This is a genomic window from Flavobacterium sp. (genome assembly GCF_024642105.1).
GTDB lineage: Bacteria > Bacteroidota > Bacteroidia > Flavobacteriales > Flavobacteriaceae > Flavobacterium.
The window spans coordinates 209,420-232,609 of record NZ_JAHEBT010000001.1 but is presented as its reverse complement, the minus strand read 5'-3'; the positions used below and the strand labels follow the sequence as shown (position 1 = coordinate 232,609).

The window sequence follows — 23,190 nt, the reverse complement described above, 5'->3', positions numbered from 1 at the left end:
TAAAAAGGGTATTTAATTAGTTTTTAATTGAATACCCTTTTTTATTTAAAGTAGATTTACCACTTTTCTAAACCTAATAACTTCTTACCTAAATCGCTTAATTCGGCTGTTTTGTGTTTTGTGATTTCCCATTTTCTTGGATCGCCAGGAAATGCATATCCTTCAGGTGCAATTCGGTTTTTCCAAGAATTGATACGCCACGCTTTTAGCTCTTCATTATCTTCTTCTGCAGGCATCATTGAAATATATTGCGCTACACGCACTTTGTCTTTGGTTAAATTAGGACGGATCCCGTGAGGTTGCGAACTATTAAAAATTATTAGATCTCCCGCTTTCATTTTCACTTTTACTAATTTATCTTCAAATCCTGTAATATCAGGCTGAAAACGATTTCTGTCTTCGGGTTGAGTTAATTTCCAAGTATCATAAGTACGGAACAATTCAGGAATACATTGAAAACCACCCATATTTTCATCAGTTGCGTCTACTAAAGCAAGTACGCCTTGCACATTTTGTGGTTTTGTTTCAGGATCGTAGTCCCAATGGATGAATCCTTTGAATTCATGATCTGGGCGAACCGGAAAATTCAAATTGGCTCTATCAATTGTAACCCATAATTTTTCTGTTCCCCAAACATCAGCAAAAGCATCATATACTTTTTGCATTTGGCGGTTGTCCCATTGGTATTGATGATTGTACAATTCCACCATCCCACTATTGGTTAATTCTTTCATTTGCATTTCTGCTCTTGGGGGTGCATACCAAGTAGATGAATCGTTTGGGTCTTTCTCTTCAAATTCCCAAATAAAATTAGCCAATCGTTCAGCATTTTCTTTTGGTACGGCATTTTTTATTACAATATACCCATTGGTTATCCAAAAATTCCATTGTTCTTCGGTTAATAAACGAAGTGGTTTGCCGTTAGAACGATCATTTAGTTTGTGTACACTTGATTTAGCTACAGATGGATTTCCCGGTATATCGGTATGTGCATTAGCTGCCATCGTTGGAGTCATTGTAGGAGCCATAGTTTGGTTTTTATTTTCCATAATTAAAAAGTTAAGTTAATTTGATAATCCAAAATTAGTAGGAATTGAGTAGTTGAATTATCACAAAATTTACCATAATTTGTACTATATTGACTTTTTGTTTGATATTAAACTGTATAATAGTACATTTATATTGTAAATAAAGAAAATATATGAAAATCGTACTCGAAGATATTAAACGTTTAGCGGGAAGTTCGTTCCGAATTTTGGTCAATCCAAAATTGAACGATTTTTATTATTGGCATTTTCATCCTGAATTTGAATTGACTTTTATAGAAGCACCCCAAGGAACTAGACGGGTTGGAAATCATGTGGGACAATTTGAAGGGAGTGATTTGGTTTTTATTGGTTCTAATATTCCACATTTGAATTTTGATTACGGAATTAGAACGGAATACGAAAAAGTAGTACTGCAAATCAAAGCTGATTTTTTTAAGAATGATTTTGCTTCAACTCCAGAACTGGCAGCGATTCAGCAACTGTTTGAAAATGCTAAAAAAGTAATTTGCTTTCACGGGAACACCAAATCCACTATTGGAAAGCAATTAAAAACCATTCATTTATTACCGCATTTTGAACAATTTATAGCAGTATTGTCATTGTTTCAAACGCTAGCAACTTCTGAAGAAATGACTTTTTTACACGAACTTCCTTTTGAGAATTTCTATAATAATAAAGAACAATCCCGACTCAAAGTAGTCTATACTTTTATCGAAAAGAATTTTCAGCGCACCATTACTATTGAAGAAATGGCGCAACTCACCCATTTGTCTAAAGCAGCTTTTTGTCGGTATTTTAAGAAAATGACGCGACTGACTTTTATCGAATTCTTAAATCAATACCGAATTGAACAAGCCAAACGCCTTTTAAAAGAAGATAAAAACGTAACAGAAACCTGTTACGAATGCGGATTTGAAAGCGTATCGTATTTCAATCGCATCTTCAAAAAAGTCGTTGGCGAAAATCCTTTGGAGTTTAAAAAGAAGTAGATTTTTAGTTCGTACTATCCAATCCTGCTACATAATAATTAGCATCAATGGTCAATTTTGAGTTGGTAGTAGCTACAGTGATTACTTTCCATTCCTTTGTAGGCTGAATTCGCAATGATTCTCCATTTAAGTCAACTTGAACTGGCATAGTAAATCCATCCACACAATTAATCCATCGGTAGGTCAATTGCTTTTCTTTGAAATAATACTCCAAGGTAGGCACTCGTGTATCTCTCAAATATTGATTAAAAACGGGTGCTAAGTCAATACCTGCTTGTTCGCTAATGTAGTTTTCAATTTGTTGGGTAGTAACCGTTTGATGGTAAAACGTACTATTCAAACCTCTTAGAATTTGTCTCCATTTCTCGTCATTATTAATGATTTGACGAATGGTATGCAACATATTCCCTCCTTTGTAATACATATCGCCAGAACCTTCGTTATTCACATCATATTGACCAATAATAGGTTGGTCATTTTGAATATTTTTTCGGGTACCACGAACGTACGCCGCTCCGGCTTCCTTGCCATAATAGTATTCTACAAACAAACTTTCAGAATAGTTGGTAAAACTTTCATGAATCCACATATCGGCAATGTCTTTGTACGTGATATTATTGGCAAACCACTCGTGTCCCGATTCATGAATAATGATAAAATCGAATTTTAATCCCCAACCGGTACCGCTCAAATCACGTCCGCGATAGCCATTTTTATAGCCATTCCCATAGGTAACACTACTTTGATGTTCCATACCTAAATACGGCACTTCAACGAGTTTATAACTATCTTCATAGAAAGGATAAGGACCAAACCAATGTTCGAAAGCTTTGAGCATTTTAGGAACATCTTGAAATTGTTTTTTGGCTTTAGCCAAATTATTTCGCAACACATAATATTGACAATCTAAATCCCCTTTTTCACCTTTGTATTTTTCTAAAAAAGCTACATAATCACCAATATTAATATTTACCCCGTAGTTATTAATCGGATTGGTGACTTGCCAAGTGTAAGTTGTCGTATTGTCTTTTAATTGTTTGGTACTAATTAAACGACCATTAGAAATATCCATTAGGCCTTTTGGAACATTCACACTAATCAACATGGATTCGGCTTCATCGTACATGTGGTCTTTGTTAGGCCACCAAACACTAGCTCCCAAACCTTGACAAGAAGAGGCTATAAACGATTTTCCATTTTCATCTTTCTTCCAACTGATTCCTCCATCCCAAGGCGGATTAACGGCTATTTTTGGCTTTCCTCCATAAAAAATAACAAGCTGCTTCTTTTCTCCTTTACTTTGATTGGCTACCAAATACACATGATAGACATTACCTTCCCTTTGGTACTTTAGGTTAATGCCGTCTTGTACAATTTTGGTAATTTGCATCGGCTCTTGCAAGTCAATTTGCATTACATTGTATTTTTCGACTACTTGATAATCAATCGTATTAGAACCAATAATGGTACTATCCGAAGGATTCACTTTGATGTCTAAATGGTATTTTTTTAAGTCCCACCAACTTCTTTCTTTGGTAATACTACCACGTAAACTGTCTTGTCTAGTGAATTTTTGAGCTAAAATGGTATTGGTAACTAAAAATACTACGAAAAGACATATTGTTTTCTTATTCATAATTCAGGATTTAATATTGTTGAATATGTTCGCCTAATAGTTTATTTTCTAGTCCGCGAATTTGCATGATGACACGATTGTTGGTAAAATCAAATTGTAATAATCCAAAATTTTTCTCTGCTACAACTTTACCTATTTGGTAGGGATTTTCTTCTCCCGAAAAACTTGAATACACGTGAGTCAATCCGCTAGAAGTAAAGTCAACTAAAGGATAATTTAAATTCGGAATTTTTTTAGAAGAAAAAGTGGCTATATGACGATCGCCTGAAATAATGAAAGTCCCTTTTGCTTTCGATGCGACAATCATTTTTTCTAGTTTATCAATCTCATGCGGAAAATTACCCCAACATTCAAAGCCGTGTTGGTCTGATAGCAACTGAACACTACTCACAATTACATTGAATTGAGCGTCAGAAGAGTTCAACTCTTCTGCTAACCATTTCCACTGCGCTTCTCCTAAAATAGTTCCTTGTCCATATAAATTGGGTTGAAAACGCTTTTTTGAATTTTTAGCTTTAGTTAATGATGTTCTAAAAAAACGGGTGTCTAATACGATAATTTTGACTTTATTACCGTCTTTATCTAATATTCTAGAATTATAAACACCATCTCTAAAACGTTCAGGCGCCTTTTTTGGAGTTCCTAAAAAATCCAACAATAGTTGTTGACTGGCTCTTTTATAAGGATATTCTTCTCCTCCATCATTTCTTCCAAAGTCATGATCGTCCCAAGTTCCTATAATCTGTTTGTTAGCTATGAATTGTAAATAATCGCTATTATTTTTTTGAATGGCGTAATTTTCTTTAAGCTCATTCATGTTTTCGGTATCTGAATAGACATCATCTCCTCCCCAAATCCAAGCTACAGGATGATTTTCATCAATAGATTTCCATAACTCATTTTTGAGTCTTTGATTGTCACAAGAACCAAAAGCAATAGAAAAATTTTTAGTTTGGGAATACGTGGAAATAGCAATTAGGTAGAAAATCAACCCTAGTTGGTATGTGAATTTAGGAAGTATAAACATCTTTTTCTTCAATTGAGATATCAGAAGTAAATGTAAATGAATTTATTTATAATAAAAACAAAACCCAACAGAATTGAATCTATTGGGTTTGCTCTTGGAAGATTTTTTGTATTCTTACGAAATACATTTCATCCCTATGGGACTTTTGTATTCCAAGCCTACTTTTTTACCAGTATATTGTCCCTACGGGACGGATTGAAAATGAAGAAATATATTTGTCAAACTATTATTAGTTGGAATTGTCCCGTTAGGGACTACATTTTGGTAATAAACAAAGAGGCTCCACCTCTCAAAATGTCCCGTAGGGACTATATTTATTGAGATTATTTTTATTTTATAGTATCACAATGATTTCAATTAGAATGAATTTATTTCTGTCTTTTCTTCAAAACTTCAATTACATCATTCATTTGAAAACCTTTGGCTTGAAGTAAAATAAGGTAGTGAAAAAGTAAATCAGCGCTTTCGCTCAAGAACAAATCATCGTTAGCATCTTTGGCTTCAATCACTACTTCTACCGCTTCCTCTCCTACTTTTTGAGCAATTTTATTGATCCCTTTTTCGAATAAAGAGGCAACATAACTTTTTTCGGCATCCGCATTTTCACGACGGGTATTGATGGTTTGTTCCAAAGTTGAAATAAAACCATAATTCGGTTGATTCTCTTCAGCCCAACAGGTATCGGTGCCATTATGACAAGTTGGTCCCTGCGGACGTACTTGAATCAATAAGGTATCATTATCACAATCGTTCTTGATACTTACTAGATGTAAGAAGTTACCACTTTCTTCTCCTTTTGTCCAAAGACGCTGTTTGGAACGACTATAGAAAGTTACTTTTTGAGTAGCTTGTGTTTTGGCGAAAGCCTCTTCGTTCATGTAGCCCAACATTAATACGGCTTTGGTTTCACTATCTTGAATAATGGCTGGAATTAATCCGTGAGCGCTTTTTGAAAAATCGATGTTCATGTTTGTAATGATGAATTATGAGTTTTGAATTATTTAAATTCTAACTTCAATATGATTATTTTTTAATTCTTTTTTTAAGGTCTTAATTTCAATCTCTTTGAAATGAAAAACACTGGCTGCTAAAGCGGCATCTGATTTTCCTTCGACAAAGGTATCAATAAAATGTTGCATATTCCCTGCTCCTCCTGATGCAATAATAGGAATGTTTACCAATTGCGAAAGTGTTGCCAAAGCTTCGTTAGCAAATCCATTTTTAGTTCCGTCATGATCCATAGACGTAAACAAGATTTCTCCTGCTCCACGTGTTGCTACTTCTTTGGCCCAATCGAAAAGTTGGATATCTGTAGGTACTTTACCTCCTACTAAATGCACCATCCATTCGCCATCAATTTGTTTGGCATCAATAGCAACGACCACACATTGGCTTCCAAATTTCTGAGCCAAATCTGTAATCAATTGCGGATTTTTTACCGCCGAAGAGTTGATAGATACTTTGTCCGCGCCGTTTTGCAATAAGATTTCTACATCTTCTACCGATGCAATTCCACCACCCACAGTAAACGGAATATTAATCGTTGCAGCAACTTTGCGAACTAAATCAACCAAAGTTTTGCGGCGTTCTTCTGTGGCAGAAATATCTAAAAAAACGAGTTCGTCAGCACCTTCATCGGAATAGATTTTTGCCAATTCTACAGGATCTCCAGCATCACGTAAGTCAACAAAATTGACACCTTTGACCGTTCTTCCGTTTTTGATATCCAAACAAGGAATGATTCTTTTTGTAAGCATAGTGTTAATGTAGCAATTGATTAATTTGTAAATTGATCAATTGTTTAATTATGTATTTAAAATGTAGTTTTCTAGTTGTTTCAACGAGATTCTTCCTTCGTAAATCGCTTTTCCAATGATTGTTCCTTCGCAACCTAATTCGGCTAATTGCGGCAATTCATCAAATGTAGAAATACCACCTGAGGCAATTAATTTGATTCCTTTGGCTGCTGCCAAAATTTTAGCATACAAATCAAAACTAGGCCCAGCCAACATGCCGTCTTTGGCAATATCGGTACAAATAACATACTGAATTCCTTTGCTTTGATAGTCTTGAATGAATGGCACTAAGTCTTCATTAGAGTCTTCTAACCAACCCGAAACCGCCACTTTTTCATTATTGGCATCGGCTCCCAAAATGATTTTATCCGAACCATATTCGGCAATCCATTGCTCAAAAATAGCTCTGTTTTTTACAGCAATACTTCCGCCTGTGATTTGGTTAGCCCCCGATTCGAAAGCAATTTTTAAATCGGCATCGGATTTTAAGCCACCTCCAAAATCAATTTTTAATTTTGTTTGTGTAGCAATCTGTTCTAGAATTTTGTAATTCACGATTTTGCTTGATTTAGCACCATCTAAATCAACCAAGTGTAAATACTCAATTCCGTGTGCTTCAAACGATTTGGCCACTTCAAGCGGATTCTCATTATAAATAATTTTAGTGTCGTAATCTCCTTTGGACAAACGAACACATTTTCCGTCTATGATATCTATTGCTGGTATTATTCTCATTCTATTTACGATTTACGATAGTTGAAATTTATAATTTCAAGAAATTAGCTAAAATTTGTTCACCCACATCGCCACTTTTTTCTGGGTGAAATTGGGTTCCATAAAAATTATTTTTTTGCAAAGCCGACGCATATTCTACATCATAATTGGTATTGGCAATGGCTTCACTGCAATTGGGAACATAATAACTATGTACTAAATACATGTATTCATTATTGTTAATTCCTTCAAATAAAGGTGATTTCAAATTGTAAATCTGATTCCACCCCATTTGAGGTACTTTCACCTGAGTAGAAAACCGAATAACATTCGCATCAAAAATTCCTAATCCGTCTGTATTTCCTTCTTCAGAATGTTGGCACATTAACTGCATCCCTAAACAGATTCCTAATACGGGTTGTTTCAAGGTTGGAATCAAACTATCCAAACCACTTTCTTTTAGTTTTTGCATAGCATAACTCGCTTCTCCAACTCCCGGAAAAATGACTTTATCCGCTTGCTGAATCTCGGCTGGATTATTAGTTAACACGGCTGTATATCCCAAACGTTCTATAGCAAACAGAATACTTTGAATATTTCCCGCGCCGTAATTGATGATGGCAATTTTCATTTATTTTTTAACCATTAAGAAATTAAGATTCGTTAAGATTTTTATACTTAACCATTCATAATTTACAATTCATAATTATTAAAGCATTCCTTTGGTACTTGGTAAAATCATTTTTTCGGTATCCCGTTTTACAGCTACTTTAATCGCTTTGGCAAAAGCCTTAAAAATAGCTTCAATCTTGTGATGTTCGTTAGTTCCTTCTGCTTTGATGTTAATATTTGCTTTGGCACCATCAGAGAATGATTTGAAAAAGTGGTAGAACATCTCTGTTGGCATTTTACCTACCATTTCGCGTTTGAATTCGGTTTCCCAAACCAACCAGTTTCTTCCTCCAAAATCAATGGCTACTTGGGATAAGCAATCATCCATTGGCAAACAGAAACCGTAGCGTTCAATCCCTAATTTATTGCCTAATGCTTTCGCAAAGACTTCTCCTAAAGCAATCGCTGTATCTTCAATAGTATGGTGTTCATCTACCTCTAAATCGCCTTTTACACTGATTTCTAAGTCCATTTGACCGTGACGTGCAATTTGGTCTAACATGTGGTCAAAAAAGGCAATACCGGTATCGATTTTGCTTTTCCCAGTTCCATCTAAATTGAGGTTGATAAAAATATCCGTTTCGTGCGTTTTTCTTTCGATAGTAGCGGAACGGGCTTCTAATTTTAAAAACTCATAGATGGTTTTCCAATCGGTGGTTTGTAATGAAATAACATCGCTAAAATCTTCGTTTTCCTTGATTTCGTCACTTCCTAAACCTTCTTGTTGTTTTAGATAAATGGCTTTGGCTCCTAAGTTTTTTGCTAAGGCAACATCGGTAATTCGGTCACCTAATACAAATGAATTGGCTAAATCATACTTCGGATTATCAATATATTTAGTCAACATTCCGGTACGAGGTTTGCGTGTAGGTGCATTATCTGCTGGAAACGAACGATCTATGAATATATCGTCAAATAGAACCCCTTCGTTTTCAAACGCTCTTAAAATAAAGTTTTGTGTAGGCCAAAACGTATCTTCAGGAAAACTATCCGTTCCCAAACCATCTTGGTTGGTCACCATTGCCAATTCGTAATCCAATTCGTTAGCAATTTTAGCCAAGTACTGAAACGCTTTTGGGTAAAATTCTAATTTGTCTAAACTGTCTAATTGAAAATCGGTAGGCTCAATAACGATGGTCCCATCACGATCTATAAATAATACTTTTTTCATTTATTTTTTGTCAAAAAGTTAATTTTAATATTCCATTCCTTTGCCTTGTTTGATAGTAGGAATCCATTTTTCTACGCGAGACAGCCTAGTTTTTGACTGTTTAGCTTGTGAAAAGAAAAGCAAATAGGCTTTCTTTCTACCTGGTGTTAATCCCTCAAAGGCAATTCTTAATGCTTCGTCTTCATTTAATTTTTGTTGAAACTCCTCAGGAATTACCATTTCATCAGGTGTTTTGTATTGAATTTTAATCCCCGATTTTTCTATTTCAATGGCTTCAAAAATATAAGATCTAATACTCATTTCTATACTTGCAATTTGATCAATACTTGTAAATTGTAATTGTCTTGTTGCTTGCATATTTTCGGTTTGTGTTACTAAAATTTGTTGGGTGTCTGCAAGTAAAGCGCCTTTGAAAAAACTAATCGCACAAAAAGCTTTAGTAGTGCCTAACATAATAATATTCTTATTTTGAAAGGTATAACACGGGTGACTCCACTTCAACTCTTCTACTAGCCCACATTCTAGAATAATACTTCTTAACAATTGTAATTCTTTTTCCCAAGTTCGCACACGGCACAACGGAGTCGCCATTTTTGAACAGCGTCCGCAACCTTCATTAAAATACGTTTCTACATTAGGAATCATAATTATCTACAACTTAATCCAAGGTTTTTAAAGCAGCCATTAATTTCTTGTTTTCCTCTTCCGTTCCAATAGTCAAGCGCAAAGTATTTTCGCATAAAGGTTGTGAAGTTCTATTGCGAATCACAATTCCTTTGGCGATTAATTCATCATAACGTTGATTAGCATTGTCAACTTTAATTAAGATAAAATTGGCCTCAGTTGGATATATTTTTGTTACAAAATTTACTTCATTTAATACTTTAAGTAATAACTCTCTTTGTGCTATTATTAAGTTAATCTCTTCTTTTATTTGAGTTGGGTTAGCCAAACGATGTAACGCTCTTTGCTGTGTTAATTCATTCACATTATACGGTGGCTTAATTTTGTTTAAAACCCCAATAATTGCAGTAGATGCATAACAAATTCCTAATCGAATTCCAGCCAAACCATACGCTTTAGACAAGGTTTGGGTAATAATTAAATTAGGATATGTATTGATTTTTTGAATCCACGACGCTTTATCTGAAAAATCAATATAGGCTTCGTCAATCACCACTAATCCATTGAAATTATCTAGTAGATATTGTACGCTTTCTTCAGAAAACGAATTCCCTGTTGGATTGTTGGGCGAACAAAGGAAAATCATTTTGGTGTTATTATCTACCGCTTTCATTATTACTTCTAATTGCGGTTGAAAATCCTCCGAAAGTAAAATTTCTCTGTTTTCAATGGCATTCAGATTCGCCAAAACACCATACATTCCGTAAGTTGGTGGCAAAGTAATGACATTATCTATTTTTGGTTCGCAAAAAGCACGAAACAATAAATCCAACACTTCATCACTTCCATTTCCTAAAAGAATTTGATTTTTTTCAACACCATTTTGTTGGGCTAACACCGATTTAACCGTCGCTTGTTGCGGGTCTGGATAGCGATTCACACCGTTCTCAAAAGGATTTTCATTGGCATCCAAAAAAATCATATCGGCTGTATCAAAATCTTCAAATTCATCACGTGCCGAAGAATAGGGCTTCATGGCTTTGACGTTTTCTCGAACTAAATTGTTGATGTTAAATTTATTTTCCATTTTCAATCGCTTTTAAACGTAATGTAACCGCATTTTTGTGTGCTTGTAAACCTTCTTTCTCTGCCATAATTTCAATGGCTTTACCAATGTTTTGAATGCCTCTTTCTGAAATCTTTTGAAATGTCATTGATTTCATAAAACTATCCAAGTTGACTCCGCTATAATTTTTAGCGTATCCATTCGTTGGTAAAGTATGATTGGTTCCAGACGCGTAATCTCCAGCACTTTCTGGTGTATAATTGCCTATAAAAACCGATCCTGCATTTTCAATATTATCTACATAAAAATCGTCATTTTCAGTACAAATAATAAAGTGTTCAGGGCCGTATTCATTGATTAAATCTAAGGCAATTGCTGCATTTTCAACAAAAATCAATTTGGAATTAGCAATGGCTTTTTCGGCAATTTCTTTTCTTGGTAAAACTGCTAATTGTGATTGTACTTCTTGCTCAACCGCGGCTATCATCGCTTTAGAAGTCGAAACCAAAATTACCTGACTATCTGTTCCGTGTTCGGCTTGACTTAATAAATCAGAAGCTACAAAAGCAGGTACAGCACTATCATCGGCTACAACCAACAATTCAGAGGGACCTGCTGGCATATCAATAGCAACACCAAATTGAGTCGCTAATTGTTTGGCTACCGTTACGTATTGATTTCCTGGTCCAAATATTTTATAGACTTTAGGAATGGTGGTAGTACCAAAAGTCATTCCAGCAATCGCTTGGATTCCGCCTACTTTTATAATTTTGGTTACACCACATAAATTCGCAGCGTACAAAATAGCAGGGTTTAAATTGCCATTTTTATCGGGTGGCGAACATAGAACCACTTCTTTGCATCCCGCTATTGTAGCAGGAATAGCCAACATCAACACGGTTGAAAATAAAGGAGCGGTTCCTCCAGGAATATACAACCCTATCTTTTGAATAGGTCTTTTTTCTTGCCAACATTGTACCCCTTCTGCAGTTTCAACACTAACACGAGTTGTTTTTTGGGCTGCGTGGAATTTTTCGATATTTGATTTGGCTAATTGAATCGCTGCTTTCAATTCGTCAGAAACAGCAGCAATAGCTAGTTCTATTTCGGTATTGGAAACCAAATTATTTTCCAAAGCAATTCCGTCAAACTGAGTGGTATATTGTTGTACCGCTTCGTCTCCTTTGGATTGTACTGCTGCAAAGATTTCTTTTACCGTTGCTTCAATATCGTCCACAGTTTTAGTGGGTCTTTCTAATAAAGAAGCCCAATTTTCCTGTTTTGGATTGTATATTTTGTTCATTTTTTAGATTTAAAGATTGAAAAATTGAAAGATTCAATTGTACTTCAATTTAGCTATTTAGTCTTTCCCCCTTTGGGGGTTAGGGGGTTTACAACACCATTTTTTCAATTGGGCAAACCAAAATACCTTCGGCACCAGCTGCTTTTAACTCGTCAATTACTTCCCAAAAACGATCTTCTTCGATAACGGTGTGCACACTTGACCAACCTTCTTGTGCCAATGGCATTACCGTTGGGCTTTTTAATACAGGCAAAATCGAACTAATTAATTCAATTTTATCGTTAGGTACGTTCATCAAAATGTATTTTGATTTGCGCGCTCTTAAAACCGATTGGATTCGGAACTGCAATTTGTCTAAAATTACTTTGTTTTCTGGAGTCATTTTAGGTGAAACAGCTAAAACGGCCTCGCTCTTAAAAATAACTTCTACTTCTTTTAAATTGTTTTTAAACAAAGTACTTCCACTGGAAACTATATCTACAATGGCATCGGCCAAACCAATGTTAGGTGCAATTTCTACCGAACCTGAGATTTGGTGCAAATCAACATTTACATTTTTGGAATTGAAGAAATCTAAAACAGTATTGGGATACGAAGTGGCAATTCGCAATCCGTCCAAATCTTTCACCGAATTATAGTTAAAACTTTTAGGTACAGCGACTGAAACTTTACATTTTGAAAATCCTAATTTTTCTGCAACTTGAATGTTTTTCCCTTTTTCGACCAAAAGATTATCACCTACAATCGCTGCATCTACTACTCCATCGATCAAATATTGAGGAATGTCAGAATTTCGTAGGTACAAAACTTCTAACGGGAAATTAGATGCGGTTGCCTTTAATTGGTCATTTCCATTGTTAATAGAAATTCCGCAGTCTTTTAAGATTTGGATACTGTCTTCGTTTAAGCGTCCTGATTTTTGAATTGCAATTTTTAAAGTACTCATTGTTTTGTTGTTTTTGTTTGTTGTGATTTGAGTACAACAGATTTTTAATAAAAAACCCGCTTGATGTACTCAAACGGGTTTTTAAATATGTGACTTACACGCATACCATTAACACATCGCTTGAGAGCAATTTTGTAAATGATGATGATGCAATTGATTTGATAACATAATTATTAATTAGAAATTTTCTTCTATTTCGAGTGCAAATATAAAGCAAAATATAGTTACAACCCAATTATTATTTTAACTTAAAGCTATATTATTGTTAAAATACAAATTACATTAACTCAGTTTAGGTCCTGCACTTACTAATCGTTTTCCTTCTTCAGTATTGGTATATTGTTCAAAGTTTTTGATATAACGAGTGGCTAGATCTTTAGCTCTACGTTCCCATTCTGCTTTGTCCTCATACGTATCTCTTGGGTCTAAAATACCGTCACTTACATTAGGCAAAACGGTTGGTATAGTTAAATTTAAGTAAGGAATAGCTCTAGTTTCCGCCTCTTCAATTTCGCCACTAATAATGGCATCAATAATGGCTCTGGTATTTTTTAATGAAATTCGTTTACCCGTTCCATTCCATCCCGTATTTACTAAATAAGCTTTGGCACCGTGTTCTTTCATTTTTCCAATTAAGGTTTGAGAATAACGTGTTGGATGTAATGTCAAGAAAGCCTCTCCAAAAGCGGGTGAAAACGAAGGTACAGGTTCTGTAATTCCTCTTTCGGTACCTGCTAATTTTGAGGTATATCCACATAAAAAATGGTATTGTGCTTGGTCATCATCTAAGATAGAAACGGGAGGTAACACCCCGAAAGCATCTGCCGATAAATAAATGATTTTTTTAGCATGTCCCGCTTTTGATGGCAAGACAATCTTATTAATATGATAAATTGGATACGAAACTCTTGAGTTTTCAGTGATAGAATGGTCATAGTAATTAATTTCACCGTATTCATCAACAATTACATTTTCTAAAAGCGCATCTCTTTTGATAGCTCTCCAAATGTCTGGTTCGTTTTTCTCTGATAAATCAATTACTTTGGCATAACATCCACCTTCAAAATTGAAGACTCCATTATCGTCCCAACCGTGTTCGTCATCACCGATTAAATATCGTTTTGGATCTGCTGAAAGTGTGGTTTTTCCAGTACCCGAAAGACCAAAAAATATGGCTACATCTCCTTCTTCACCCACATTAGCAGAACAGTGCATTGAAGCCATTCCTTTTAGCGGTAAATAGTAGTTCATCATAGAGAACATCCCTTTTTTCATTTCGCCACCATACCAAGTTCCACCTATGATTTGAATTTTTTCAGTAAGATTAAATACTACAAAATTTTCTGAATTTAACCCTTGTTTTTGCCAATCTGGATTAGTGGTTTTAGACCCATTCATGACCACAAAGTCTGGTTCACCAAAATTTTCTAATTCATATCCTGATGGTCTAATAAACATATTAGTTACAAAATGTGCCTGCCATGCCACTTCCATAACAAAACGCACTTTCAATCTTGTATCGGGATTGGTACCGCAAAAAGCATCTACTACATATAATTTAGGAGAAGTTGATAATTGTTTTAATACTAATTTTTTTAAATCACGCCAAACCGATTGCGTGGTTGGAAAGTTGACTTTATCGTCCCAATAAATCGTATCTTTAGTTACATCATCCTTTACAATATAACGGTCTTTTGGAGAACGCCCTGTAAAAATTCCTGTCTTTACTGCAACGGCACCTGTATCTGTCAATGCGCCTTTTTCAAATCCTTTTCTACGGTGTGACATTTCTGCCTGATACAATTCTTCATAAGAAGGGTTGTATGATACTTCGTGATATCCTGTAATTCCTAAATCGTGTAATTCTTGAATGATTTTGATGTTTCTCATCTTGTCTGTAATTAAAAAAATATACTATTTAATGGTATTCAAAAGTAAGTTATTTTGATTAGTTAGAAACTGATAAAAATCATAAATACAACATTTTTAAGCAAAAATGTTATTTTTAACAAAATAGCTTCCATTCATTTTATTTAAAATGAATGGAAGCTATTTATTTATCAAAGAATAAGGACTTAATCTTCGTGTTCTTCACTAAACTTTTCTGTTTTTGCAGGAATTGCTATTGTTGAATCTGTTCTAATCTCAGTATGACGAATTTCACCCCCAGAGGTTCCTACTTTTTGAACAACAAAAAGACTCGCAATACCTATCCCTAAAATAAAAAAGGAAACTAATTTTTCTTTGGTATTCTTTTTAAAATTTAGATACAAAGCTACTACCGAAAGTAATCCTAAGATATACAATAACAAGGCTAATTTTTCGGCGATTTCTTCGTGTTCGTGAATAATTTCCCAACCTACATTGGGCATATCTTTTACTAATTCTTCTGCGCCTTCTCCAGTCCCCATGCTGAATGCACCAAAAATAGCTGCAATAATGAATACGAAATAAGAGGTATTTCTTATTGTACTATTTTTCAAAACTAATCCTGCAATTAAAATTCCAATTGCTAAAATGGTTCCAATGATTGGAAAATGGTTGACTACCATGTGTAAATGCGCTTCGTTCATAATTGTTTGTTTTTTATGGTTGTTAATTTGACTTTTAGTTCACTAAATCAAAAGCCCCTTTGGTTAATATCTTTGAAGAAACTTTAATTTCACTATTAGGAATTATTTCAACAAAATCTTTATTCTTTTCTCCAATTCCAACGGCCACTTTTTTAAATGAATAGTTATTGTTTTTATTACTGTCTAATAAAAGTACGAAATTTTTATTGTTTTCAGTAACTAAAGCTTCAGAAGGAATAGCAAGTCCTTTTTTTGAATTTGTCACAATCTTGGCTTCGACAAACATACCAGTTAATAGTTTTTGTTTGATAGATTCATCTAAGTGTCCGTGAACATTGATAGTTCTATCATTTCCTTCGATAGATTTTCCAACCAAATGCACTTCGGCAGGAAACACTTCTTTAGAAGCTTCAGGAACCGTAAAGTCTATTTTCTGACCTACTTTCACTTTTAAAATATCTTTTTCAAAAACGGCTAATTCCAGATGTAAATGTTGGGTATCCACAATTTCTAAAATCACAGCCGATGGAGCAATATACATTCCAACATTGGCATTCATTACTACAATATCTCCAGAAATAGGTGACGAAATAGTAACGGTAGAAGTTAATTTACCTTTTTCTACATTGGCTGGATTAATTTTCAATAGCAGTAATTTTTCTCTTAAACTCTGGTACATCCCTTTCGTTTTTCGGTAATCACTTTCTGCTTTTAAGTAATTTTTTTGCGAACTGATTTTTTCGTCAAATAAGGTTTTTTGACGTTCGTATTCTGATTTCAAATACTTGATTTGTTCTGCCACTTCTAAATATTCTTTTTGAATATCTAAAAATTCGGTGCTCTCTAAAGTAACTAAAGCTTGACCTTTACGAACCTTATCCCCCACCAAAAGTGTTGTAGATTTTACATAACCTCCAATAAAAGTAGTGACCTGTGCTCTATTTTGAGGTGGAACATCAATTGTACCAGATGTTTTTATACTAACATCAAAGTCTTGTTCTGTCGGATTACCAATACCCATTCCTCCTGATTGAAATTGAGTTTGAGTCAGATGAATTAATCCATCTTCCTTTGGTGTTTTTTCTTCGGTTTTGGTTTCTTTGCAGCCCACTAAAATAGTAGTTAGAGCAAGTGTATATACTATTTTCTTCATCGTAAACGGATTAAAAATTAGGGTAATATAATTCCAATTGAGTGTTGTTGTATTGCAATAAGGTATCTAAATAATCGACTTGAATAGCTGTAGCATTTTCTAAACTTTGAATGTATTGAAAGAAATCAATTTCACCATTTTTATAACTCAAATTGGCCACTTTACTAATTTCTTCAGATAGTTTTTTGCCATACTGGTTATAATAATCAATAGCTTCTTGATATTTAGTCAATTCATTTTCTTTTTGACTTAAGTAGCGTGCTATTTTTTGTTCTTCATTTTGTTTTTGTTGTTCCCAACTTTTTAAATCCAATTGCGCTACTTTAATTTTAGAAGTTGTTCCTGAAAATAAAATAGGAATAGCTAACCCCACTTGAAAACCATACAATGATTGTGATAATCCATTATTTCTACCTTGGAAATAATCAACATTAATATCAGGTAACCAATGTTGTTTTTGTAACGCTAATTGTTTTTTATATGTTTCTGTAATTTGTTCTAAATAAGTGGAATGAAGTTCTTTTCCTGAACTACTCAATGAAATAGTAAGCGGACTCATTTGAGTATTCAATACTATAATTTTCTCTTCGGATTGCACTAAAGAATTCAACAATTCATATTGCGCAAGTTTGTCTTTTTCAATTTGAGATTTCTTGGTTTGAATTTGCCCTGCTTTGGCTTGAGCCATAATCTTTTCTAAATAATTAGTTTCTCCCAATTCAAAACGACGGTTACTTGCTTTAGAAAAATTTTGGTACAAACTATCCAAATAAGCGTAACGCTTTTCTTGATTTTGCAAATAAACAATGTGTTCATAGACTTTAGAAACAGTCAAAGTCAATTTGTTTTTTTGCAACTCGAACCGAGCTTTTTCTTTCTCATATTCTGAAGCAAGAACGTTTTTCTTGGCTCCATAAACAGTAGGAAATTCAAATTTCTGCTGAATACCAAAAACGCGTAAAGGCTCATTGTTTAAGGCTAAATTGTTTTGGTCGTAACTATAATACACATTGGTTTTATCAAACGAATAGGCAGTTTGTATTGTAGCATTGGTCTTCTCCAATTGCAGCTGAGACGCCTTAATTTCTTTGTTGTTTTCTAATGCTAAATTAATAATGCGTTCGCGTTCTGAAGTCGTATTTTGTGCCATTACAACGGTAGTACTCAATAAAAACAATACTAAATACGTAGATTTATGATGCATTTTAAATTTTGGTTTTTTTAATTCTTTTTCAGCCAACACTTTAAAAAGAATAGGTAATACAATCATAGTTAAGATGGTTGCTGTGAATAAACCACCTATTACTACTGTAGCTAATGGACGCTGTACTTCGGCTCCTGCAGAAGAAGAAATAGCCATAGGTAAAAACCCTAAAGCAGCTGCAGCAGCTGTCAATAATACAGGACGCAAACGATCTGTAGTTCCTTTTAAAATTAATTCGTCCATATCTTTCATTCCGTGGTGTTTGAGTTCTTTAAAATGCTCAATCAACACAATTCCATTTAAAACTGCAATTCCAAAAAGTGCAATAAATCCAACTCCTGCAGAAATACTAAAAGGGAGGTCACGTATCCATAAAAATAGGATGCCACCCACGGCAGAAAGCGGTATTGCTGAATACACCATCAAAGCCTCTTTAATAGAGCCAAAAGCAAAATACAATAGGATGAAAATTAAAAATAAAGCAATTGGTACTGCAATCAATAAACGAGCTTTGGCAGATTGAAGATTTTCAAATTGACCTCCATATTTTACGGAATAGCCTGCAGGAAGTTTAATTTTAGTATCCACTATTTTCTGGATATCGGTTACAACACTTTGTAAATCGCGATTTCTTACATTAATTCCAACTACAATTCTACGATTGGTATTGTCTCTCGAAATTTTTGCCGGTCCTTGGGTGTATTCAATAGTTGCTAACTCACTTAACGGAATTTGTTGACCATTGGGAGTCGAAACATATAAGTTTTTTAAGTCTTCAATATCATGACGATTACCTTCATTTAAGCGCACTACCATATCAAAACGTTTTTCTCCTTCAAAGACATTACCTACTGTTTTTCCTGCAAAACTTAAAGCAATCATCTCGTTCAAATCAGTAATATTCAATCCATAACGAGCAATTTTAGAACGATCATATTGCACAAACATTTGTGGTAAACCTTCTGTTTTTTCGATAATAATGTCTGATGCTCCTTCTACATTTTTGATAGCTTTCTCAATTTCGTGTGCTTTTTGTGCCAAAACATCTAAGTTTTCTCCAAATATTTTTACTGCCACATCCGAACGTGTACCTGAAACTAATTCGTTAAAACGCATTTCGATAGGTTGTGTAAATTCAATTTCCATATTCGGAATTTGAGCTTCTAATGCCAATTTGATTTTATCGGCTAATTCGTCTTTGGTGGTAGCCGAAACCCATTCTGATTTGGGTTTTAATTTTACAATGACATCACTTTCTTCCATGGACATTGGGTCGGTTGGAACTTCGGCAGCCCCTATCCTACTGACAACTTGATTTACTTCGGGGAAATTTTTCAAGATAATTTTTTCAATCTTAGTCGTGGTGGCAATTGTTTTTGTCAAAGAAGTTCCTGTTTTTAAAACGGGTTGAATCACAAAATCGCCTTCGTCTAGTGTTGGAATAAACTCGCCTCCCATAGTACTGAATAATACGATAGCAAAAACCAAAAGCCCAAAAGCACCGTACAAGACTTTTTTGGTATTGGCCAAAGCCCAAGTGATTATAGGCGTATACCACGAATTCAATTTCTGAATCAGTCTGTGCGAAAATGAATTTGGATTTTCTTCCTTTGGTTTCAAAAATAAAGAAGAAACCACTGGCACATAGGTAAAACAGAATAACATCGCGCCAAGCAAAGCAAAACTAAATGTCATTGCCATAGGCTTGAACATTTTACCTTCAATTCCGGATAAAGACAAAATCGGGATAAAAACGATTAGAATAATCAATTGGCCAAAAACAGCCGAATTCATCATTTTAGAAGCACTTTTGAAAGTGATTTGGTCAATTTCAATCTGCTGTTCTTCTTTTGGAAGCAAAGCTAAATGAGCCGACTTGTGTGCTATTTGAAATGCAATAAATTCTACAATAATTACAGCTCCATCAATGATAATTCCAAAATCAATGGCTCCTAAACTCATTAAATTGGCATCAATGCCAAAAATATTCATAAAAGAAATGGCAAATAATAAACAAAGCGGAATAACGGATGCCACCACTAAGCCAGAACGCCAGTTTCCTAATAACAAGACTACTACAAAAATTACAATAAGACAGCCTAAAATGAGGTTTTCAGCTACAGTAAAAGTAGTTTTACCAACCAATTCGCTTCGTTCCAAGAATCCATTAATATAGACCCCTTCAGGTAAATGCTTTTGAATTTCGGTTACTCGATTTTTAACATCTGTAATGACTTGTTTGGAGTTCCCTCCTTTTAGCATCATTACTTGTCCTAACACCTTCTCTCCTTCTCCATTGCCAGTAATAGCGCCAAATCGGTTAGCGTGACCAAAGTTTACTGCAGCAATGTTTTTAACATAGACAGGCATTCCATTGGTATTCTTCACCACAATGTTTTCAATATCTTCTAAAGATTTTACCTTTCCTTCTCCACGAATGAAATAACTTTGGTTCACTTTTTCGATATAAGCTCCTCCCGCAATACTATTGTTTTTTTCCAAAGCAGTAAAAACCTCCGTCATACTAATATTCATCGCTTTTAGACTAGCTGGACTAATGGCAATTTCATATTGTTTCAAATAACCACCCCAAGTATTGATTTCAACTACTCCTTTAATTCCAGATAATTGACGTTTTACTAACCAATCTTGAATGGTTCTTAAATCGGCAACAGTATAATTGTGCTTGAATTCAGGTTTAACTTCTAATGTATATTGGTAAATCTCTCCTAAGCCCGTTGTAATAGGTCCCATTTCTGGTGTTCCAAAACCTTCAGGGATTTTCTCAGAAGCTGTTTTTATTTTTTCAGCAATTAATTGTCTTGGTAAATAAGTACCTAAATTATCCTCAAAAACAATCGTTACTACTGATAAACCAAATTTTGAAATCGAACGAATTTCTTTCACGCCAGGTAAATTGGCCATTTCAATCTCTACTGGATAAGTAATGAATTGTTCAATATCTTGTGTGGAAAGATTGCGCGAAGTGGTAATAACTTGAACTTGATTATTGGTTACATCAGGAACAGCTCCAATTGAAATTTGGAATACAGAATAGATTCCAAAACCAAATACTCCAAGAGTAAATAGCAAAATAATGAGTTTGTTTTTTAAGCTAAAGGCTATGATTTTTTCGAGCATCTTGCAGTTCTATTTATAATCTTCAAAAATAGAACATAAATAGTTGTCTTTTCTTAAGAATTACTTAAGTCTTTATTTGACATAGTTAGGATAACTTTTGTACCAATACCTTCTTCGCTGGTTATTTTTACCACTATAGAAAGTAAAGAGCATAAACGTTGCACAATAGACAAACCGATTCCAATTCCTTTAATTTCAGGATGGTGTATGGCTTTTGAACGAAAGAAAGGTTGGAATACTTTTTCTAAATCAGCTTTTGGAATCCCAATTCCAGAGTCTGAAACAATACATTCTATTTGATTGTCTCTTTTTTTCAACTGAATTTCTGTCTTGCTATTTTCTTTAGAATATTTCAGTGCATTGGAAATCAAATTATCAATAATTATAGAGAATAAATGAAGGTCTGTATCAAAATAAATATCTCCTTCAAATGAAGGGATGATTTGAATTCCCTTCGATTCGATTAACACCAATTGTCTGGCTATAGCATCTTCCAACACTCTATTCAAATGAACAGATTCTATTTTTAACGATTGATTTTCATTTTCATAGCGAGCTAACAACAATAATTGGTCTACTAAATGATTCAAGCGATCTACTTCGGTCACACAGAAATTAATTTTTTCTTCGTATTCTACTGTAGTTCTTGGTTTTCTAACTAAGACTTCTAAAGTTCCTTTTATCACTGTTAAAGGTGTTCGTAGTTCATGAGACGCATCAGAAGTAAATTGTTTTTCACGTTCAATAGCAGTTTCTAATCGATTCAATAAGTTATTGATTGTTTTAGAAAGAACATATAATTCATCTTTTGTTTTTGGCAAAGGAATTCGGGACTTCAAATTATCTTTTGTAATGGCATTAGAAGTAGTTATTATTGAGTTAATAGGCTTTATACTTCTACCCGCAATTAATCGTGCTATGATAAATAAGATGGCTAATATCGATGGGTAAGCAATTAGTAACACTTCTAATAGATCATTCAATACCATGTATGAGTTTTCTAATGACATGGCTACCATTAAATATCCTACAATCTTTTGCTCTTGATAGATAGGTAATTGAATTTGGCGAATCGATTTTCCTTCTAATTTATAATCAAATAATTGGCTAAAAGGGATTTGCGAGTTGAATTGAAGATTACTTCGCTTTAAATTAGGTGACTTTTCGACTAATTGTTTGTTCTCATCAATAAATTGTACAAAAACAGGATTCACATCTATGGTATTGTGTTCTCTTTCCATCCACTCCTCTTTATGAATTAAGTGGAAATTAGTATCACTTACCGCTATTTCTGTTAAGTGCTTTGCCGATTCTGATTGAATATCATCATTTACGTGACTATATACGCTAAAACTTACACTAAAATAAATCACAAAAAAGACCACTGCGATTAACAAGGCAGTTGTAATGATATAAAGTGAAGCAATTCTATTTTTGAAAGAAAGTTGTTGCATGAATTAGTCGTTTGCTATATACCCTACACCACGAATAGTCTTGATATAATCGTCTTCTTTTTTTAAATTTAATTTTTTGCGAATGGAATTCATAAAAACATCAATTACCCCTGTGTCATAATCAAAATGAATGTCCCAAACATCTTCTATTATTTGAGTTCGGGTACAAACTGTCCCTTTATTTTTAACTAGATAACACAATAATTCAAATTCACGATGTGTTAGAGTCACCTCATTATTATAAGAAGATACTAGGTGTTTATTCAGGTTAATTTCAATTGGACCTAATGATAAAATTTGAGTTGCTTCACTATTTCGAAAATGAATTTTAATTCTTTCTACCAATTCGTCAAAACTAAATGGCTTTTTGATGTAGTCATTGGCTCCTGCTTGAAGACCTTCAATGGTTTCTTGAACGGTGTCTTTAGCGGTCAAAAAAATGACAGGTGTTGTTTTATCTATTTCCCGAAAGCTTTTACAAATTTCTATTCCTGTTATTTTTGGTAACATCCAATCCAATAAAACCAAATCAAAATCTTCGTTCAAAAGTAATTTTAAACCCAATTCTCCATCAGATGCAGTAGTAATAGAATAGCCTTCTTCTTCCAATCCTTGTTGTAAGAATTGAACAATCCCGGCTTCGTCTTCTACTAGTAGTATGCGCATTAGTTA

At 34.2% G+C, this 23,190-nt stretch carries 19 protein-coding genes; 1 reads left to right on the top strand and 18 read right to left on the bottom strand.

Going from position 1 to position 23,190, the window contains the following annotated elements; genetic code table 11:
* Positions 1–56 precede the first annotated feature (56 nt).
* On the bottom strand, positions 57–1,049 hold the full coding sequence (locus Q0L65_RS01090) for a phytanoyl-CoA dioxygenase family protein (RefSeq protein ID WP_296682493.1): 993 nt from the start codon (positions 1,047–1,049) through the stop codon (positions 57–59).
* 152 nt (positions 1,050–1,201) lie between these two features.
* Between Q0L65_RS01090 and Q0L65_RS01085 the strand changes: the two genes are divergently transcribed.
* Positions 1,202–2,038, top strand: coding sequence for an AraC family transcriptional regulator (locus tag Q0L65_RS01085; protein WP_296682491.1), 837 nt, complete (start codon positions 1,202–1,204; stop codon positions 2,036–2,038).
* A 4-nt stretch (positions 2,039–2,042) separates the two neighbouring features.
* Here Q0L65_RS01085 and Q0L65_RS01080 read toward each other — a convergent pair whose 3' ends face one another.
* The 17 genes from Q0L65_RS01080 to Q0L65_RS01000 all read right to left on the bottom strand — a co-directional run bounded on the left by Q0L65_RS01080 (position 2,043) and on the right by Q0L65_RS01000 (position 23,184).
* Entirely contained in the window at positions 2,043–3,674 is a 1,632-nt protein-coding gene (locus Q0L65_RS01080) for a M1 family metallopeptidase (protein ID WP_296682489.1), read from the bottom strand.
* A gap of 10 nt (positions 3,675–3,684) precedes the next feature.
* On the bottom strand, positions 3,685–4,701 hold the full coding sequence (locus tag Q0L65_RS01075; RefSeq protein WP_296682487.1) for an alkaline phosphatase D family protein: 1,017 nt from the start codon (positions 4,699–4,701) through the stop codon (positions 3,685–3,687).
* Between the two features lie 368 nt (positions 4,702–5,069).
* Positions 5,070–5,669, bottom strand: coding sequence for a bifunctional phosphoribosyl-AMP cyclohydrolase/phosphoribosyl-ATP diphosphatase HisIE (gene hisIE / locus Q0L65_RS01070; RefSeq protein WP_296682485.1), 600 nt, complete (start codon positions 5,667–5,669; stop codon positions 5,070–5,072).
* 33 nt (positions 5,670–5,702) lie between these two features.
* The gene (gene hisF, locus Q0L65_RS01065) at positions 5,703–6,458 is read right to left on the bottom strand and encodes an imidazole glycerol phosphate synthase subunit HisF (protein WP_296682483.1); all 756 of its coding nucleotides are present in this window, start codon (positions 6,456–6,458) and stop codon (positions 5,703–5,705) included.
* A gap of 48 nt (positions 6,459–6,506) precedes the next feature.
* On the bottom strand, positions 6,507–7,232 hold the full coding sequence (gene hisA, locus Q0L65_RS01060; protein WP_296682481.1) for a 1-(5-phosphoribosyl)-5-[(5-phosphoribosylamino)methylideneamino]imidazole-4-carboxamide isomerase: 726 nt from the start codon (positions 7,230–7,232) through the stop codon (positions 6,507–6,509).
* A gap of 28 nt (positions 7,233–7,260) precedes the next feature.
* Positions 7,261–7,842, bottom strand: a complete 582-nt coding sequence (gene hisH, locus Q0L65_RS01055) for an imidazole glycerol phosphate synthase subunit HisH (RefSeq protein WP_296682478.1) — start codon at positions 7,840–7,842, stop codon at positions 7,261–7,263.
* A 78-nt stretch (positions 7,843–7,920) separates the two neighbouring features.
* Positions 7,921–9,054 carry a bifunctional histidinol-phosphatase/imidazoleglycerol-phosphate dehydratase HisB gene (hisB, locus tag Q0L65_RS01050; protein ID WP_296682477.1) on the bottom strand — a complete coding sequence of 378 codons (1,134 nt, stop codon included), beginning with the start codon at positions 9,052–9,054 and terminating at the stop codon, positions 7,921–7,923.
* A gap of 24 nt (positions 9,055–9,078) precedes the next feature.
* Positions 9,079–9,699, bottom strand: a complete 621-nt coding sequence (locus Q0L65_RS01045) for a YdeI/OmpD-associated family protein (protein WP_296682475.1) — start codon at positions 9,697–9,699, stop codon at positions 9,079–9,081.
* Between the two features lie 13 nt (positions 9,700–9,712).
* Positions 9,713–10,765 (bottom strand): histidinol-phosphate transaminase, encoded by a 1,053-nt coding sequence (gene hisC / locus Q0L65_RS01040; protein ID WP_296682474.1) that lies wholly within the window; start codon positions 10,763–10,765, stop codon positions 9,713–9,715.
* Positions 10,755–12,047: a histidinol dehydrogenase gene (hisD, locus tag Q0L65_RS01035; RefSeq protein WP_296682472.1), complete on the bottom strand. Its 1,293-nt coding sequence runs from the start codon at positions 12,045–12,047 to the stop codon at positions 10,755–10,757. Before hisD ends, hisC begins: the two co-directional genes overlap by 11 nt.
* A gap of 88 nt (positions 12,048–12,135) precedes the next feature.
* Complete coding sequence (gene hisG, locus Q0L65_RS01030; protein WP_296682470.1) at positions 12,136–12,993, bottom strand: ATP phosphoribosyltransferase; 858 nt, start codon at positions 12,991–12,993, stop codon at positions 12,136–12,138.
* Between the two features lie 282 nt (positions 12,994–13,275).
* On the bottom strand, positions 13,276–14,883 hold the full coding sequence (pckA, locus tag Q0L65_RS01025) for a phosphoenolpyruvate carboxykinase (ATP) (RefSeq protein WP_296682469.1): 1,608 nt from the start codon (positions 14,881–14,883) through the stop codon (positions 13,276–13,278).
* Between the two features lie 185 nt (positions 14,884–15,068).
* A complete protein-coding gene (locus tag Q0L65_RS01020) occupies positions 15,069–15,566 on the bottom strand; it encodes a DUF2231 domain-containing protein (protein ID WP_296682467.1) in 498 nt (165 codons plus the stop codon).
* A gap of 34 nt (positions 15,567–15,600) precedes the next feature.
* Positions 15,601–16,719: an efflux RND transporter periplasmic adaptor subunit gene (locus Q0L65_RS01015; protein WP_296682465.1), complete on the bottom strand. Its 1,119-nt coding sequence runs from the start codon at positions 16,717–16,719 to the stop codon at positions 15,601–15,603.
* Positions 16,720–16,729: 10 nt separating this feature from the next.
* Positions 16,730–21,064 (bottom strand): CusA/CzcA family heavy metal efflux RND transporter, encoded by a 4,335-nt coding sequence (locus tag Q0L65_RS01010; protein ID WP_296682464.1) that lies wholly within the window; start codon positions 21,062–21,064, stop codon positions 16,730–16,732.
* A 53-nt stretch (positions 21,065–21,117) separates the two neighbouring features.
* Positions 21,118–22,518 carry a HAMP domain-containing sensor histidine kinase gene (locus Q0L65_RS01005; protein WP_296682462.1) on the bottom strand — a complete coding sequence of 467 codons (1,401 nt, stop codon included), beginning with the start codon at positions 22,516–22,518 and terminating at the stop codon, positions 21,118–21,120.
* Positions 22,519–22,521: 3 nt separating this feature from the next.
* Positions 22,522–23,184: a response regulator transcription factor gene (locus Q0L65_RS01000; protein ID WP_296682460.1), complete on the bottom strand. Its 663-nt coding sequence runs from the start codon at positions 23,182–23,184 to the stop codon at positions 22,522–22,524.
* Positions 23,185–23,190: the final 6 nt, after the last annotated feature.